The following is a 14,767-nucleotide window of genomic DNA, read 5'->3' on the forward strand; positions in this document are numbered from 1 at the left end:
AGGGGGTTGCCCGATCTCCTGCCGAATAACGGCCGAGTAGTTTTATTTTCTTGACGGAGGCAACAATGGAATTCGAAATGCTGGAAACCGAAACCAACGGCACCATCATCAAGGTGGTCGGCGTTGGCGGCGCTGGCGGCAATGCCGTTCAGCACATGATCAACCGTGGCGTGCAGGGCGTCGACTTCATCGTGATGAACACCGACGCACAGGCATTGTCGCGCGCGCGCGCACCGTCCGTGATCCAGCTCGGCAACACCGGCCTCGGCGCCGGCGCGAAGCCGGAAATGGGCAAGGCGGCGGCGGAAGAGGCGCGTGAGCGCATCGCCGACGCGCTGCGTGGCGCGCACATGGTGTTCATCACGGCCGGCATGGGTGGTGGCACGGGCACGGGCGCGGCGCCGGTGGTCGCGCAGATCGCGAAGGAGATGGGCATCCTGACGGTCGGTGTCGTCAGCAAGCCGTTCGAATTCGAAGGCGGCAAGCGCATGCGCGTCGCGGAAGCAGGCTCGCAGCAACTGGAGGATCACGTCGACTCGCTGATCGTCGTCCTGAACGACAAGCTGTTCGACGTGATGGGCGATGACGCCGAGATGGACAAGTGCTTCCAGTGCGCGGACGACGTGTTGAACAACGCGGTTGCAGGCATTGCCGAAATCATCAATGTCGATGGCCTCGTGAACGTCGACTTCGAAGACGTGAAGACGGTGATGGGCGAGCAGGGCAAGGCGATGATGGGCACGGCGACGGTCGCCGGCGTCGATCGCGCACGCCTCGCGGCGGAACAGGCCGTGGCGAGCCCGCTGCTCGAAGGCGTCGATCTGTCGGGCGCGCGCGGTGTGCTGGTCAACATCACGTCGAGCCGTTCGCTGCGCCTGTCTGAAACGCGCGAAGTGATGAACACGATCAAGAGCTACGCGGCGGAAGACGCCACGGTGATCTTCGGTGCGGTGTACGACGACGCAATGGGCGATGCACTGCGCGTGACGGTCGTGGCGACGGGTCTGGGCCGTGCGGCGAAGAAGCAGCAATCGGCTCCGATGACGCTGCTGCGCACGGGTACCGACAACCAGCCGGTCAGCGCGGTCTCGCACGGCTATGCGCAGCCGCAGCACGTCAGCACGGCCGACTACGGCGCGCTCGATACGCCGGCGGTGTGGCGCAACTCGCGCGAAACCGCGGCATCGCACGTGCAGGCGCTGCAGGAGAAGGGTGTCGACACGTACGACATTCCGGCTTTCCTGCGCAAGCAGGCTGACTGACGACGCACACACAGGCGAAGCCGCGGCGCGATCGACGAGATTGCCGCGGTAACGCCGGCGTGACGGATGCCACGGACCACGACAGGCCGCGTCGAATGCGACGCCGGGCCGGGAAACGTGCCCTCTTCGCATGAGCGGAGCGGGATGGGACGTGCTGTCCGCAATACGCCGAAAAACCGTATCGCTATGAGGGACCAGCCATGATTCAAGTGGGCGACGCGCTGCCCGACGCGCAACTGTTCGAGTTCATCGACGACGCGCGCGAAGGCTGCACGCTGGGGCCGAATGCCTGCAGCGTGCGCGATCAGGTTGCGGGAAAGCGGGTGGTGATCTTCGGATTGCCGGGCGCTTTCACGCCGACCTGTTCGGCGCAGCATGTGCCGGGCTATGTCGAGCACGCCGAGCAACTGCGCTCGGCGGGCATCGACGAGCTCTGGTGCGTGTCCGTCAACGACGCATTCGTGATGGGCGCATGGGGACGTGATCTGCACACCGCGGGCAAGGTGCGCATGATGGCGGACGGCAGCGCTGCTTTCACTCATGCGCTGGGGCTGACGCAGGATTTGTCCGCGCGTGGCATGGGAATCCGTTCCCTGCGCTACGCGATGGTGGTCGACGACGGTGTGGTCAAGACGCTGGCCGTCGAAGCGCCGGGCAAGTTCGAAGTGAGCGATGCGGCGAGTGTGCTCGCGACGTTGACGTCCTGATCGTGCGGTGCGCCGTTGCCTGCCGGCAACGCTGCTCACCGGCCTCAGGGCAGTTGTAACACGGGCCGATGACCGGAAACGCCTCCGTTCCGGGCATCGGCCCGTCCCGTATCGGTGCGGGTAAACAGTCGAAACAGATTGATACGCAGTTTCAAACAGCGTTGAATAGGGAATTACGCTATAATCCCACCTATCGAATATAACTCCTGATTGATATTCTCAATCAAGATGAAGAACATCATGCTGAAGCAGCGCACCATCAAATCGATCGTGAAGACCGTGGGCATCGGTCTCCACTCGGGCCGCAAGGTCGAACTGACGCTCCGCCCGGCCGCGCCGGGCACGGGGATCGTTTTCTCGCGCGTCGACCTGCCCACGCCTGTCGACATCCCGGCATCCGCGATGTCGATCGGCGACACGCGGCTCGCGTCGGTGCTGCAGAAGGATGGTGCGCGCGTGTCGACCGTCGAACACCTGATGTCGGCGTGTGCCGGCCTCGGCATCGACAACCTCTACGTCGACGTGACGGCCGAGGAAATCCCGATCATGGACGGCAGCGCCGCGTCCTTCGTGTTCCTGATCCAGTCCGCGGGCATCGAGGAGCAGAACGCGCCGAAGCGCTTCATCCAGGTGAAGAAGCCGGTCGAAATCCGCGACGGCGACAAGTTCGCGCGTCTCGATCCGTATTTCGGCTTCAAGCTGAAGTTCACGATCGACTTCCGTCACCCGGCCGTCGACAAGACCGGCCAGGAACTCGAGGTCGACTTCGCGAACACGTCGTACGTGCGCGAGATCGCGCGTGCGCGCACGTTCGGTTTTGCCCATGAAGTCGAAATGATGCGCGAGCTGGGTCTCGCACGCGGCGGCAGCATGGACAACGCGATCGTGCTCGACGAATACCGAATCCTGAACAACGACGGGCTGCGCTACGACGACGAGTTCGTGAAGCACAAGATGCTCGACGCGATCGGCGACCTGTACGTGGTCGGCCATCCGCTGCTGGCGTCGTACACCGCATACAAGTCGGGTCACGGGCTGAACAACGCGCTGCTGCGCGAACTGCTCGCGCGCGAGGACGCGTACGAGATCGTCACGTTTGACGATCCGCAAGCCGCGCCGAGCGGCTTCGCATTCGACACGCAGACGGCCTTCGCCTGATCGGCGTTCGGCACCCGCGATAAAAAAGCGACCTTCGGGTCGCTTTTTTGTTGGGCGTCAGGCCCGCGGGGGCGGCGCGCACTCAGCGCGACGACTTCGCACCGTGCCGCGCGGCCATTCGCGCGAGTGCAGCCTGCAGTGGCGACGGCTCGAGGTGATCGGCGAGGTCGCGCAACGCGGTGGCGCCGACGGTCGTCATGCGCGCCTGCTTCACGTGCGGGGGTTCCGGCGCGTCCTTCGGACGCACGCGCACGCGCAGCGCCGAGACCGGCCAGCCGCGCTTCTGGAGATCGGCGAGCAGGCGCGGCTCGACCTGCCGCAGCCGGGCGGCGAGCGCATTGTGCGCGGCAAAGAGGGTCAGGGTGCCGTCCTTGATGGAGCCCGGTTCGACGTGATTCGCGAGATAGTCGGGCAGCAGCGCGGCCAGGTCGCGCTGCAGCGACGCGACCTGTTCGACGCCGGCGCGCAGCGCCGCGAACGCGTCGGTGCGGTTGAGCACTTCGGACACGGGTTGCGGGCGATAAGCGGGGAGCGGGCCGAAACGCTTGGAAAATCGGTTCATCGAGGCATTCTTCGGGCGCGCACGGGCGCGGACGTTGACGCCGATTGTACCCGCGCCGGCTCGCGCACGGGCGGCTTTCGGGCCATGCGCCCGATTGCTCGCACGGGTTTGGCGTGCGGCGCGAGTCCGGCCGGGACACCGGCGCATGCTTCCTCGCGTGCTAAAATTCCTCGTTTGATTCCACTAATTCGCTAAGCCGCCGAGGCTCGGGCGTCGGGGCGCGCAACGCGCGCCGGGCGCCGGTGCTGCGACGCAGGATCCGATCCGATGACAACCGGTTTTCTCCAGAAAATTTTTGGCAGCCGCAACCAGCGGCTCGTCAAGCAATACCAAAAGACCGTCGCGACGATCAATGCGCTCGAAACGCAGATCGAGAAGCTGACGGACGACCAGTTGCGCGGCAAGACGGATGAGTTCCGCCAGCGGATCGCGGGCGGCGAGTCGCTCGACAAGCTGCTACCCGAGGCGTTCGCGGTCTGCCGGGAGGCGAGCCGCCGCGTGCTGAAGATGCGCCACTTCGACGTGCAGATGATCGGCGGCATGGTGCTCCACTACGGCAAGATCGCGGAAATGCGCACCGGCGAAGGCAAGACGCTCGTCGCGACGCTGCCCGTCTACCTGAATGCGCTGGCCGGCCGTGGCGTGCACGTCGTGACGGTCAACGACTACCTCGCGCAGCGCGACGCCGAATGGATGGCGCGCCTCTACAACTTCCTCGGTCTGTCGGTCGGCATCAACCTGTCCGGCATGGAGCACGACCAGAAGCAGCAAGCCTACGCGTCGGACATCACCTACGGCACGAACAACGAGTTCGGCTTCGACTACCTGCGCGACAACATGGTCTACGAGACCGACGCGCGCGTGCAGCGGGCACTGAACTTCGCGGTCGTCGACGAAGTGGACTCGATCCTGATCGACGAGGCGCGTACGCCGCTGATCATCTCCGGCCAGGCGGAAGATCACACCGAACTGTACGTGCGGATGAATGCGCTGCCGCCGCTGCTCGAGCGCCAGATCGGCGAGGAGAAGGCCGACGGCACGGGCGTCGAGAAACCGGGCGACTACACGCTCGACGAGAAGGCGCGCCAGGTGTTCCTGACGGAGTCGGGCCACGAGAAGGCCGAGCGGCTGCTCGCCGAGTGGGGCCTGATCGGCGAGGGCGAGAGCCTGTACGCGCCGCAGAACATCACGCTGATGCACCACGTGTACGCGGCACTGCGCGCACACACGCTGTTCCACAAGGACCAGCACTACGTCGTGCAGAACGGCGAAGTGGTGATCGTCGACGAATTCACGGGCCGCCTGATGGCGGGCCGCCGTTGGTCCGACGGCCTGCACCAGGCGGTCGAGGCGAAGGAACACGTGAAGATCCAGAGCGAGAACCAGACGCTCGCCTCGATTACGTTCCAGAACTACTTCCGCATGTACGCGAAGCTCGCGGGCATGACCGGTACGGCCGACACCGAAGCGTACGAATTCAACGAGATCTACGGCCTCGAGACGGTCGTGATCCCGACCAACCGCCCGCCGAAGCGGATCGACAAGCAGGACCAGATCTACAAGACGGCCAAGGAGCGCTACGACGCGGTGATCCGCGACATTCGCGACTGCTACGAGCGCGGCCAGCCGGTGCTGGTCGGCACGACGTCGATCGAGAACTCGGAACTGCTGTCGCACCTGCTGAAGCAGGCAGGCCTGCCGCACGAGGTGCTGAACGCGAAGCAGCACGAGCGTGAAGCCGCGATCGTCGCGGAAGCTGGCCGGCCGAACCGCATCACGATCGCGACCAACATGGCCGGTCGCGGTACCGACATCGTGCTCGGCGGCAACGCCGAGAAGCAGGCTGCGTTCATCGACGCCGACGACGCGATCCCCGCCGACGAAAAAGCGCGCCGCATCAAGCAACTGCACGACGAGTGGGAAACGCTGCACGAGCAGGTGAAGGCTGCGGGCGGCCTGCACATCATCGGCACCGAGCGCCACGAATCGCGCCGGATCGACAACCAGCTGCGCGGCCGTGCGGGCCGCCAGGGCGACCCGGGATCGTCGCGCTTCTACCTGTCGCTCGACGATCCGCTGCTGCGTATTTTCGCGGGCGACCGCGTGCGCTCGATCATGGATCGCCTGAAGATGCCGGAAGGCGAGGCGATCGAGGCCGGTATCGTCACGCGTTCGATCGAGTCCGCGCAGCGCAAGGTCGAAGCGCGCAACTTCGACATCCGCAAGCAGCTGCTCGAATACGACGACGTGTCGAACGACCAGCGCAAGGTGATCTATCAGCAGCGCAATGAACTGCTCGAAGCTCACGACATCACCGAGACGATCTCGGCGATGCGTCATGGCGTGATCGCCGAAGTCGTCCACCAGTTCGTGCCGCAAGGCAGCATCGAGGAACAGTGGGACGTGCCCGAGCTCGAGGAAGCGCTGCGCAACGACTGGCAGCTCGACCTCGCGATCCAGGAAATGGTGAACGAGTCGTCGTCGATCACGGCCGAGGAGATTCTCGAAGCGGTGACGACCGCCGCCGACGAGCAGTACGAGACGAAGGTCGCGATGGTCGGCCGCGAATCGTTCAGCGCGTTCGAGCGCTCGGTGATGCTGCAGACGGTCGACCGCCTGTGGCGCGAGCACCTCGCGGCGCTCGACCACCTGCGCCAGGGCATCCACCTGCGCGGCTATGCGCAGAAGAACCCGAAGCAGGAATACAAGCGCGAAGCGTTCGAGCTGTTCGCCGCGATGCTCGAGGCGATCAAGCAGGAAGTCACGCGCATCGTGATGAACGTGCAGATCCAGTCGCCGGAGCAGCTCGAGGAAGCCGCCGAGCAGATCGAGGAGCGCGGCGGTCATCTCGAGAACGTCGAGTATCAGCATGCCGACTACGCGGAATCCGGCGCGCCGGTCGCGAACGTCGCGGCCGCCACCGCGGCCACGGCGACGGCCGACATGGTTGGCAGCGCGATGACCCACAGCGGCCCCGGCGGCGAGATGCCGAAGGTCGGCCGCAACGACCCGTGCCCGTGCGGCAGCGGCAAGAAGTACAAGCAATGTCACGGGAAGCTGTCATGATCGGCGGCGGCGCGCATTCGCGTGCCGCTTCGTTCGCAGCTTCGAGTCAGTGACGTGAGTTGCGGCGGCCCGCGCGTGCGGCCGCCGGTTCTTCCAATCGATGCCGGCGCATGCCGGCATTTTCCATCCGGCAGGTGTGCCCCATGGCTGTCAATTTTCCGTCGATCGATCCCGCCCAACTCCATCCCGTCGCCGGCGTCACGCTCGGCTGGGCGGAAGCGAACATCCGCAAGCCGAATCGCAAGGACGTGCTGGTCATCTCCGTCGACGAAGGGGCGACGGTCGCCGGCGTGTTCACCGAGAATCGCTTCTGCGCCGCGCCGGTGACGGTGTGCCGCGAGCATCTGGCAAAGGTGCGTGCCGGCGGTGCGGGCATCCGCGCGCTCGTCGTGAACACGGGCAATGCGAATGCGGGCACCGGCGAGCCGGGCCTCGCGAACACGCGCGAGACCTGCTCGGAACTCGCGCGCCTCGCGGGCATCGACGCTGCACAGGTGCTGCCGTTCTCGACCGGCGTGATTCTCGAGCCGCTGCCGATCGACCGCCTGAAGGCCGGGCTGCCGGCAGCGCTCGCAAACCGCAAGGCCGCGAACTGGTACGACGCCGCGCATGCGATCATGACGACCGACACGCTGCCGAAGGCCACGTCGCGCCAGGTGACGATTGATGGCCACACGGTCACGCTGACGGGCATCAGCAAGGGTGCGGGCATGATCAAGCCGAACATGGCGACGATGCTGGGCTTCCTCGCGTTCGATGCGAACGTGGCGCAGCCGGTGCTCGACACGCTCGTGAAGGAAGTGGCCGACCGCTCGTTCAACTGCATCACGATCGACGGCGACACGTCGACGAACGACTCGTTCATCCTGATCGCGTCGGGCAAGAGCACGCTGCCCGCGATCACGTCGACCGACTCGCCGGCCTATGCGGCGCTGCGCGACGCGGTTACGCAGGTCGCCCAGGTGCTGTCGCAGCTGATCGTGCGCGATGGCGAAGGCGCGACGAAATTCATGACGGTGCAGGTCGAAGGCGGCAAGAGCGTCGCCGAGTGCCGCCAGATCGCGTATGCGATCGGGCACTCGCCGCTTGTGAAGACGGCTTTCTATGCATCCGACCCCAATCTTGGCCGGATTCTCGCGGCGATCGGCTACGCGGGCGTCACGGATCTCGACGTGGGCAAGATCGATCTCTATCTCGACGACGTGCTCGTCGCCAAGGCCGGCGGCCGCAATCCGGCTTACCAGGAGGAGGACGGCCAGCGCGTGATGAAGCAGAGCGAAATCACGATCCGCGTGCTGCTCGGCCGCGGCGACGCGCAGGCAACCGTCTGGACGTGCGATCTTTCGCACGATTACGTGAGCATCAACGCGGATTACCGCTCCTGATCGGGAGCGCTCGAACGACATGGACAAGCTCGAACAGTTTCTGACGCGCGCGGAAGCGCTGCTCGGCCGCCTCGAGGGGATGCTGCCGCCTGCGCCGGCGGCCATCGACTGGAACGCCGCCACCGCGTTCCGCTGGCGCAAGCGCCAGGGGCGCGGCTATCTGCAGCCGGTGCCGGCAGCATCGTCGATTACGCTCGACGATCTGCACAACATCGATCGACAGAAAGGGCTGATCGAGCAGAACACGCGACAGTTCGTCCAGTGCAAGCCGGCGAACAACGTGCTGCTGACCGGTGCGCGCGGCACCGGCAAGTCGTCCTTGATCAAGGCCTGCCTGAACGCGTATGCGAAGGACGGCCTGCGCGTGATCGAAGTCGACAAGGACGACCTGCACGATCTCGGCGACATCGTCGACCTGATCGCGCAGCGTCCGGAGCGGTTCATCGTGTTCTGCGACGACCTGTCGTTCGAGGAGGGCGAGTCGGGCTACAAGGCGCTGAAGGTCGCGCTCGACGGCTCGATCGCTGCGCAGTCCGACAACGTGCTGATCTACGCGACGTCGAACCGCCGCCATCTGCTGCCCGAGTACATGAGCGACAACGAGTCGTACAAGCATCTGCCGGACGGCGAGATCCACCCCGGTGAAGTCGTCGAGGAAAAGATCTCGCTGTCGGAGCGCTTCGGGCTGTGGGTCAGCTTCTACCCGTTCAAGCAGGACGACTACCTCGACATTGTCGCGCACTGGCTGCGCCATTTCGGCTGCGCGGACGCCGAGATCGAGACGGCGCGCGGCGACGCGCTCGTCTGGGCGCTCGAGCGCGGTTCGCGTTCGGGGCGCGTCGCATGGCAGTTCGCGCGCGACTGGTCGGGTCGCAAGGAGCAGGTATGAGTGCGGATTTTGCAGCAGGCAGCGTGCGCGCGCCTGATGGACGCAAGGTGACGGAGGTCGCGGTCGGCGTGATGGTGCAGGCAGACGGTCGTTACCTGCTCGCGCAGCGGCTGCAGGGCAAGCCGTACGAGGGCTACTGGGAGTTTCCTGGCGGCAAGCTGGAGGCCGGGGAGAGCGTGGAGGACGCGCTGGCGCGCGAATTGCACGAGGAACTCGGCATCGAAGTCACGGCCAGCCACCGCTGGCATACGCTCGAGCACGACTATCCGCACGCGTACGTGCGGCTCTATTTCTGCAAGGTGACGGGCTGGACGGGCGAGCCGCACAGCAAGGAAGGGCAGGCGTTCGTGTGGCAGCAACTGCCGGTCGAGGTCGCGCCGCTGTTGCCGGCGGCGCTGCCGGTGCTGGAACTGCTCGAGAAGGAGGCGGCGTCGCAATGACGCCGTGGCGGCTCGTCGGAAAGGCGGGCCACATCGCAGGACGGGCGGCGTCGCGGGCCGCTCAGCTGTCGCGGCGGCCGTCGGTGCCGTCTTCCTCCGACGACGGACCCTCGTCGGAGGACCCGCCGATCCGGTACTTTTCTGCGGCCCATGCGCCGAGGTCGAGCTGCTTGCAGCGGGCCGAACAGAAGGGACGGAACTTGTTTTCAGGCGTCCAGCGCACTTCTGCGCCGCACGAAGGACATTTCACAACGGTAGTCATACGAGAGCGTCGAACCGGCACGCGGCCGTTACAGATTGCACAGTGTCAGGTGGAATGGCACGTCGATGTCCACCGCACGCGGCCGCACGTCGCCGTCCTGCATGGTGAACCGTACCCACAGCATGTATTTGTTGGCGCTCGCTTCGGGAATCACGCGCAGCTCCGGGGGCACGCGCACCTGCATCAGCTGGTAGGTGCGCCCCGACAGCATCTGCTGGTAGCTGCCCTGCATTGCCATCACTTTCGAAGCCTGGCCCGATTCACGCGCGAGCCGCAGCACGATCGCAGCGGCGTCGCGCAACGGCAGCAGCGGCAGGATCCATTTCGCGATGTCCTGGCGCCGCTGTTCCGCGGGCCATTGCTGCCACGCATAGTACGACGGCAGGTCGAACTTGCATGTGCCGCCGGGAATCACCGCGCGGCTGCGGATGCTGGCGAGCCACTCGTTGTCGATCAGATGCTGCCCGGTCTTGCCCTGCATCTGCGCAAGATTGGCGAGCGTCTGCTCGATTTCACCGAGAACGGCCTCGAGCGCATTCTGTTCGATGCCCGGATTGCCGCGAAAGGGGGCGAGCGTCTGGCGTTGACGTTCGAGCTCCTTCATCAGATCCGATTTCAGGTCCGCGCGGCCTGTGACCTCGGCGATTTCGAACAGCGTCGTCAGCGCGACGTGATGTTCACGCGGGTCCTCCTGAGCCAAAAAGAACGCGAAGCGCTCGAACAGGTCTTCGAGGCGCAGCAGCGTGCGAATTCGCTCGTTGAACGGATACTCGTAAAGAATCAAGCGCGCTCGCCTCTAGGGTAGGGATTGAAACAATGCAGGACATTCTAATGCTCACTGTCTACCCTAGCAACGCACCAATTTCGTACACCATCACGATCGCGCGCGGCGATCAGTGCGCGGCGGCCGCGAATGCGAGATAGCGTTGGTGCAGTGCATCGACCTGTGCGGCGAGAGCCGCGGGTGTCGTCGCGTCGTTGACGATCACGTCGTCGGCCGCAGCGAGACGCGCTTCGCGCGTCGCCTGTCTTGCGATGATCGCTTCGACCTGTTCGCGCGTGAAATCATTGCGCCGCATCACACGTGCGATCTGCGTCTCGACCGGGCAGTCGACGACCAGCACGCGATCGCTGCGCGCCTTCCAGTTACCTGACTCGACGAGCAGCGGCACGACGAAGATCACGTAAGGGCCCTGCGCTTCGCGGGCCTCGCGCTCGGTCTCGGCGCGGATCAGCGGATGCGTGATCGCTTCGAGGCGCCGGCGTGCGTCGTCGTCGCTGAAAATGAGTGCGCGCATCTTTGCACGGTCGAGCGAGCCGTCGGCCGCGACGAAGTCCGGTCCGAATGCATGTTCGATCGCCGGCATCGCGAGGCCGGCCGGTGCGGTGATGCGGTGCGCGATCAGGTCGGTATCGACGAGCGATGCACCGCGTGCGGCGAACATGTCGGCGACGGTCGTCTTGCCGCTGCCGATGCCGCCGGTGAGTCCTATTGCAAACATGTGAGCCTCCGCCGTGCCGTCACGAGGCAGCGAAGCGCCTCCCCGCGACGCAGCGAACATGGCGGCCGCCGGCGGTGCGTCATGTCAGCCGCCGAGTGCCGAATAGAAAGGGGTGCCGAAAAACAGCGTCGCGACGCCGCCTGCCGCGAGGAACGGGCCGAACGGAATCGGCTCCTCGAAGCGCATGCGTCCGCGCCAGGTCGCGACGAGCCCGACGAGTGCGCCCGTCACCGCGGCGAACAGCACGACCTGCGGCAGTGCGGCCCAGCCCATCCATGCGCCGAGCGCGGCGAGCAGCTTCAGGTCGCCGAAGCCGATGCCCTCGATGCCGCGCAACCATTTGAACAGCCAGTAGATCGACCACAGGAACAGGTAACCGGCCATCGCGCCGACCACGGCCGAACGAAGCGACGTGAACGTGCCGCCGAGGTTCAGTGCGAGCCCGGCCCACAGCAACGGCAGCGTCATCGAATCGGGCAGGTACCCGGTCCGGATATCGATCGCGCTCATTGCCAGCAGTGCCGCGCACAATCCGAACGCGGCGAGTGCGGCGACGGTGGGGCCGAACGCGGCGAGCGAACCGGCGGCGAGCAGCGCACCGGCGAGCTCGACGAGCGGATAGCGCACGCCGATCGGGTGGCCGCACTGACGGCAGCGCCCGCGCAACAGCAAGTAGCTGACGAGCGGGATGTTCTCCCACGCACGCAGCACGTGGCCGCAATGCGGGCAGGCGCTGCGCGGGCGCCACAGATCGTAGTGCGGCGGATAGCCGTCATCCGGCGGCGTGCTTGTGCTGCCGGTCGCTTCGGCGATCTCGGCCTGCCAGGCGCGCTGCATCATCACCGGGATCCGGTGCACGACGACGTTCACGAAGCTGCCGACGCACAGGCCGAGCATGACGGCGAACGCATACTGCACTGCGGGCGGCAACATCGCCAGCGCGAGCAACGTACTGTCGGGCGAGTCGAAAACGGTGATCAGGGGCGCGGACGTCATGGGGCTCGGGTTCGGGCATGAAAGGCGACAGAATCGGTTGCGATGCTACACCACGTTGCCCAGCTGAAGGATGGGCAGATACATCGCGATCACAAGGCCGCCGACGAGTGCGCCCAGCACGATCACGATCAGCGGCTCGCCGAGCGCGGCGAGCGCATCGAGGCGCGCGTCGAGCTGACGCTCGCATAGCGCGGCGATATCGGCGAGCATCGTGTCGAGCGCGCCGGTTTCCTCGGCGACGGCGATCGGCTGCACGACGTCGTCCGGGAAGCATCCTGCCGCGTGCATCGCATCGGCCAGACGCGCGCCGCGCAGCACGCGCGTCGCGATCTGTGCGGTGGCCTGTTCGAACACCGGATGGCCGGCGGTGCGCTCGAGCGTGGCGAACGCATCGGCGAGCGGGACGCCCGCGCCGAGCAGCGTTGCAAGCGAGCGGCACCAGCGCGCGGTCGCGAAGCGTGTGAGCGCGGTGCCGACGAGCGGCAGATTCAACAGATGCCGCGCGACCGTATAGCGCAGCGAAGGCGAGCGCCGCAGCGCGTGGCGCGCGACGAGTCCGACGCCGGCTGCGCCCGCAACCAACGTGCCGCCCCAAGCCGATGTCGCGGACGAGAGGGCGAGCAGGGCGCGGGTTGGTGCCGGCAGCGCCGCGCCGAAACCGTCGAAAATCTGTCGGAACGTCGGCACGACCCACACCATCAGCGCGGCCGAGATCGCGAGCGCGAACACGATGACGGCGACCGGGTATGCGAGCGCGGCACGCAGCTTGCGCCATTGCGCGTCGGCGCGTTCCCGGTGCTCCGCGACGCGGGTCAGTACGGTACCGAGCGCACCCGATGCCTCGCCCACCTCGATCAACTGGCGATACAGCGTGCCGAACTGGGACGGATAGCGTGCGAGCGCGGCGGCGAAGCGTTGCCCGCCGATGATCTCGCGCGCGAGACCGGCGGCGATGCGCGGCAACCCGTCGCGTGTACGGGTGCGGGCGAGCATCTCGAGCGACGGTGCGAGCGGTAGTCCGGCTTGCAGCAGGCTCGCGAGCTGACGCGTGAAGCGCGTGACCTCTCGTGCGCCAGCCGCGGGTGGTCGGGCCGCGCTGCGGACGTCGAGCGACAGCACCGCGACGCCGTCGCGCGCGAGTGCTGCTCGTGCGGCGGCTGCATCGAAGGCGATGACGTTCCCGCGGCATGGCGTGCCGTCGCGACGACGGCCGCGCCACGCGAAGCAGGTTTCCTTTGGCGGTGCATGCATGGCGATCATGCGTCGGGCGTCGCGGCCAGCGCTTCCGCGATGCTCGTCGTGCCGTCGCGGACGTGCGCGAGTGCCGCGTCGCGCAGACTGCATACGCCCTCGGACGCCGCGCATTGCGCGAGCGTGCCGACGCTTGCGCGTGCGACGATGTGCTCCGCCATTGCCGGTGAAACCGGCATCGTCTGATGCAGGCCGATCCGGCCGCGATAACCGATGCCGTGACAGGTGGCGCAGCCGTGCGCGACGAACGGGCGCCATCCGGATTCCAGCGCTGCCGAATCGCAGCCTGCTTCGCGCAGCGCGCGTGCCGATGCGTCCGAGCGCACGCGGCAGACGGTGCAGAGGCGCCGAACGAGGCGTTGTGCGGTGACGAGGCGCAATGCGGCCGCCAGGTTGTATGGTGCGACGCCGATGTCGAGCAGTCGCGCGACGGCTGTCGGCGCGTCGTTCGTGTGCAGCGTCGACAGCACGAGGTGCCCGGTCTGCGCGGCCTTGATCGCGACGTCGGCCGTCTCCGCATCGCGAATCTCGCCGACCATGATGACGTCCGGGTCCTGCCGCAGCAGCGCGCGCAGCGCAGTGGCGAAAGTGAGCCCGGCTTTTTCGGCCACGCCGACCTGGTTGATGCCATCGAGCTGAATCTCGGCCGGATCCTCGACCGTGCACACGTTGTGCGCATCGCGGTCGAGCATCTGCAGCGCGCAATAGAGCGACAGCGTCTTGCCGCTTCCGGTCGGCCCGGTGACGAGCACGAGACCGTGCGGCGCGCGAATCGCGGCCTCCATCGCCGCGGCCTGACGCGCGTCGAAGCCGAGGCGCGCGAGCGTGAGGTCGGGCGGCAACATTTCCAGGCGACGCAACACGAGCTTCTCGCCGAACAGTGTGGGCAGCGAGCTGACCCGGTAGTCTCCTCGTATGCCGCCGTCGACCGCGATGCGCAGCCGGCCGTCTTGCGGAAGCCGGCGCTCGGCGATGTCCATGCGGGCGAGCACCTTGATGCGTGTTACGAGTGCATCGCGCAGATGAGCTGGCGGCCGCGCGTGTTCATGCAGGACGCCGTCGATGCGCAGGCGGATGCGCCAGCCTCCTTCGAACGGCTCGACGTGGATGTCGGACGCGTCGCGCACGCGGGCGGCGTGCAACGTGTCGGTCAGCAGCCGTACGGCGGGCGAGTCGTCGAGTTGCGCCGCATCGAGCGACCGGGGCGTTTCAGCGGGCGATGCGTCGAGGGTGGCGGGCGGCCGCTGCGTGCGCGGCGGCGCCCCGGGAGGTGGGAAGTGCATGTGA

The 14,767-nt window shown here is 66.5% G+C and carries 14 protein-coding genes; 7 read left to right on the top strand and 7 right to left on the bottom strand.

Annotated elements, in window-relative coordinates; all coding sequences use genetic code 11:
* Positions 1 to 65 precede the first annotated feature (65 nt).
* The 3 genes from ftsZ (at position 66) to lpxC (ending at position 3,127) form a co-directional block, all read left to right on the top strand.
* Positions 66 to 1,262, top strand: a complete 1,197-nt coding sequence (gene ftsZ / locus WS87_RS03445) for a cell division protein FtsZ (protein ID WP_011883181.1) — start codon at positions 66 to 68, stop codon at positions 1,260 to 1,262.
* A gap of 200 nt (positions 1,263 to 1,462) precedes the next feature.
* On the top strand, positions 1,463 to 1,969 hold the full coding sequence (locus WS87_RS03450; protein WP_059535173.1) for a peroxiredoxin: 507 nt from the start codon (positions 1,463 to 1,465) through the stop codon (positions 1,967 to 1,969).
* Positions 1,970 to 2,209: 240 nt separating this feature from the next.
* Positions 2,210 to 3,127 carry a UDP-3-O-acyl-N-acetylglucosamine deacetylase gene (gene lpxC / locus WS87_RS03455; protein ID WP_059820727.1) on the top strand — a complete coding sequence of 306 codons (918 nt, stop codon included), beginning with the start codon at positions 2,210 to 2,212 and terminating at the stop codon, positions 3,125 to 3,127.
* Positions 3,128 to 3,209: 82 nt separating this feature from the next.
* Here the strand turns inward: lpxC and WS87_RS03460 are convergent, their stop codons facing one another.
* Positions 3,210 to 3,689 (bottom strand): DUF721 domain-containing protein, encoded by a 480-nt coding sequence (locus WS87_RS03460; RefSeq protein ID WP_059681772.1) that lies wholly within the window; start codon positions 3,687 to 3,689, stop codon positions 3,210 to 3,212.
* 267 nt (positions 3,690 to 3,956) lie between these two features.
* Between WS87_RS03460 and secA the strand changes: the two genes are divergently transcribed.
* The 4 genes from secA to WS87_RS03480 all read left to right on the top strand — a co-directional run bounded on the left by secA (position 3,957) and on the right by WS87_RS03480 (position 9,469).
* Positions 3,957 to 6,755: a preprotein translocase subunit SecA gene (gene secA / locus WS87_RS03465; RefSeq protein ID WP_059535177.1), complete on the top strand. Its 2,799-nt coding sequence runs from the start codon at positions 3,957 to 3,959 to the stop codon at positions 6,753 to 6,755.
* A gap of 143 nt (positions 6,756 to 6,898) precedes the next feature.
* Complete coding sequence (gene argJ / locus WS87_RS03470; RefSeq protein WP_059820696.1) at positions 6,899 to 8,140, top strand: bifunctional glutamate N-acetyltransferase/amino-acid acetyltransferase ArgJ; 1,242 nt, start codon at positions 6,899 to 6,901, stop codon at positions 8,138 to 8,140.
* Positions 8,141 to 8,159: 19 nt separating this feature from the next.
* Positions 8,160 to 9,029, top strand: a complete 870-nt coding sequence (locus WS87_RS03475; protein WP_059820697.1) for an ATP-binding protein — start codon at positions 8,160 to 8,162, stop codon at positions 9,027 to 9,029.
* Positions 9,026 to 9,469 (top strand): NUDIX domain-containing protein, encoded by a 444-nt coding sequence (locus tag WS87_RS03480; RefSeq protein ID WP_059820698.1) that lies wholly within the window; start codon positions 9,026 to 9,028, stop codon positions 9,467 to 9,469. The genes WS87_RS03475 and WS87_RS03480 overlap by 4 nt, the downstream gene beginning before the upstream one ends.
* Before the next feature lie 61 nt (positions 9,470 to 9,530).
* On the opposite strand, the gene WS87_RS03485 is transcribed toward WS87_RS03480, so the two are convergent.
* From WS87_RS03485 to WS87_RS03510, 6 genes are all read right to left on the bottom strand, one after another.
* On the bottom strand, positions 9,531 to 9,731 hold the full coding sequence (locus WS87_RS03485) for a DNA gyrase inhibitor YacG (RefSeq protein WP_039317342.1): 201 nt from the start codon (positions 9,729 to 9,731) through the stop codon (positions 9,531 to 9,533).
* Positions 9,732 to 9,759: 28 nt separating this feature from the next.
* Positions 9,760 to 10,515 carry a cell division protein ZapD gene (gene zapD / locus WS87_RS03490; protein ID WP_059535184.1) on the bottom strand — a complete coding sequence of 252 codons (756 nt, stop codon included), beginning with the start codon at positions 10,513 to 10,515 and terminating at the stop codon, positions 9,760 to 9,762.
* Between the two features lie 109 nt (positions 10,516 to 10,624).
* A complete protein-coding gene (gene coaE, locus WS87_RS03495; protein ID WP_059820699.1) occupies positions 10,625 to 11,233 on the bottom strand; it encodes a dephospho-CoA kinase in 609 nt (202 codons plus the stop codon).
* Between the two features lie 84 nt (positions 11,234 to 11,317).
* Entirely contained in the window at positions 11,318 to 12,229 is a 912-nt protein-coding gene (locus tag WS87_RS03500) for a prepilin peptidase (RefSeq protein WP_059820700.1), read from the bottom strand.
* A gap of 45 nt (positions 12,230 to 12,274) precedes the next feature.
* Positions 12,275 to 13,489, bottom strand: a complete 1,215-nt coding sequence (locus tag WS87_RS03505; protein ID WP_059820701.1) for a type II secretion system F family protein — start codon at positions 13,487 to 13,489, stop codon at positions 12,275 to 12,277.
* Positions 13,486 to 14,763 (bottom strand): GspE/PulE family protein, encoded by a 1,278-nt coding sequence (locus tag WS87_RS03510; RefSeq protein WP_059820702.1) that lies wholly within the window; start codon positions 14,761 to 14,763, stop codon positions 13,486 to 13,488. Before WS87_RS03510 ends, WS87_RS03505 begins: the two co-directional genes overlap by 4 nt.
* Between the last annotated feature and the right edge of the window lie 4 nt (positions 14,764 to 14,767).

This window comes from Burkholderia sp. MSMB0856, from assembly GCF_001524645.2.
In the GTDB taxonomy this organism is placed as follows: domain Bacteria; phylum Pseudomonadota; class Gammaproteobacteria; order Burkholderiales; family Burkholderiaceae; genus Burkholderia; species Burkholderia diffusa.

Excerpts from the sequence above, each read along its gene's own strand:
- ftsZ (WP_011883181.1), top strand. The coding sequence starts at position 66 with ATGGAATTCGAAATGCTGGAAACCGAAACCAACGGCACCATCATCAAG.
- WS87_RS03450 (WP_059535173.1), top strand. The coding sequence starts at position 1,463 with ATGATTCAAGTGGGCGACGCGCTGCCCGACGCGCAACTGTTCGAGTTC.
- lpxC (WP_059820727.1), top strand. The coding sequence starts at position 2,210 with ATGCTGAAGCAGCGCACCATCAAATCGATCGTGAAGACCGTGGGCATC.
- WS87_RS03460 (WP_059681772.1), bottom strand. The coding sequence starts at position 3,689 with ATGAACCGATTTTCCAAGCGTTTCGGCCCGCTCCCCGCTTATCGCCCG.
- secA (WP_059535177.1), top strand. The coding sequence starts at position 3,957 with ATGACAACCGGTTTTCTCCAGAAAATTTTTGGCAGCCGCAACCAGCGG.
- argJ (WP_059820696.1), top strand. The coding sequence starts at position 6,899 with ATGGCTGTCAATTTTCCGTCGATCGATCCCGCCCAACTCCATCCCGTC.
- WS87_RS03475 (WP_059820697.1), top strand. The coding sequence starts at position 8,160 with ATGGACAAGCTCGAACAGTTTCTGACGCGCGCGGAAGCGCTGCTCGGC.
- WS87_RS03480 (WP_059820698.1), top strand. The coding sequence starts at position 9,026 with ATGAGTGCGGATTTTGCAGCAGGCAGCGTGCGCGCGCCTGATGGACGC.
- WS87_RS03485 (WP_039317342.1), bottom strand. The coding sequence starts at position 9,731 with ATGACTACCGTTGTGAAATGTCCTTCGTGCGGCGCAGAAGTGCGCTGG.
- coaE (WP_059820699.1), bottom strand. The coding sequence starts at position 11,233 with ATGTTTGCAATAGGACTCACCGGCGGCATCGGCAGCGGCAAGACGACC.
- WS87_RS03500 (WP_059820700.1), bottom strand. The coding sequence starts at position 12,229 with ATGACGTCCGCGCCCCTGATCACCGTTTTCGACTCGCCCGACAGTACG.
- WS87_RS03505 (WP_059820701.1), bottom strand. The coding sequence starts at position 13,489 with ATGATCGCCATGCATGCACCGCCAAAGGAAACCTGCTTCGCGTGGCGC.
- WS87_RS03510 (WP_059820702.1), bottom strand. The coding sequence starts at position 14,763 with ATGCACTTCCCACCTCCCGGGGCGCCGCCGCGCACGCAGCGGCCGCCC.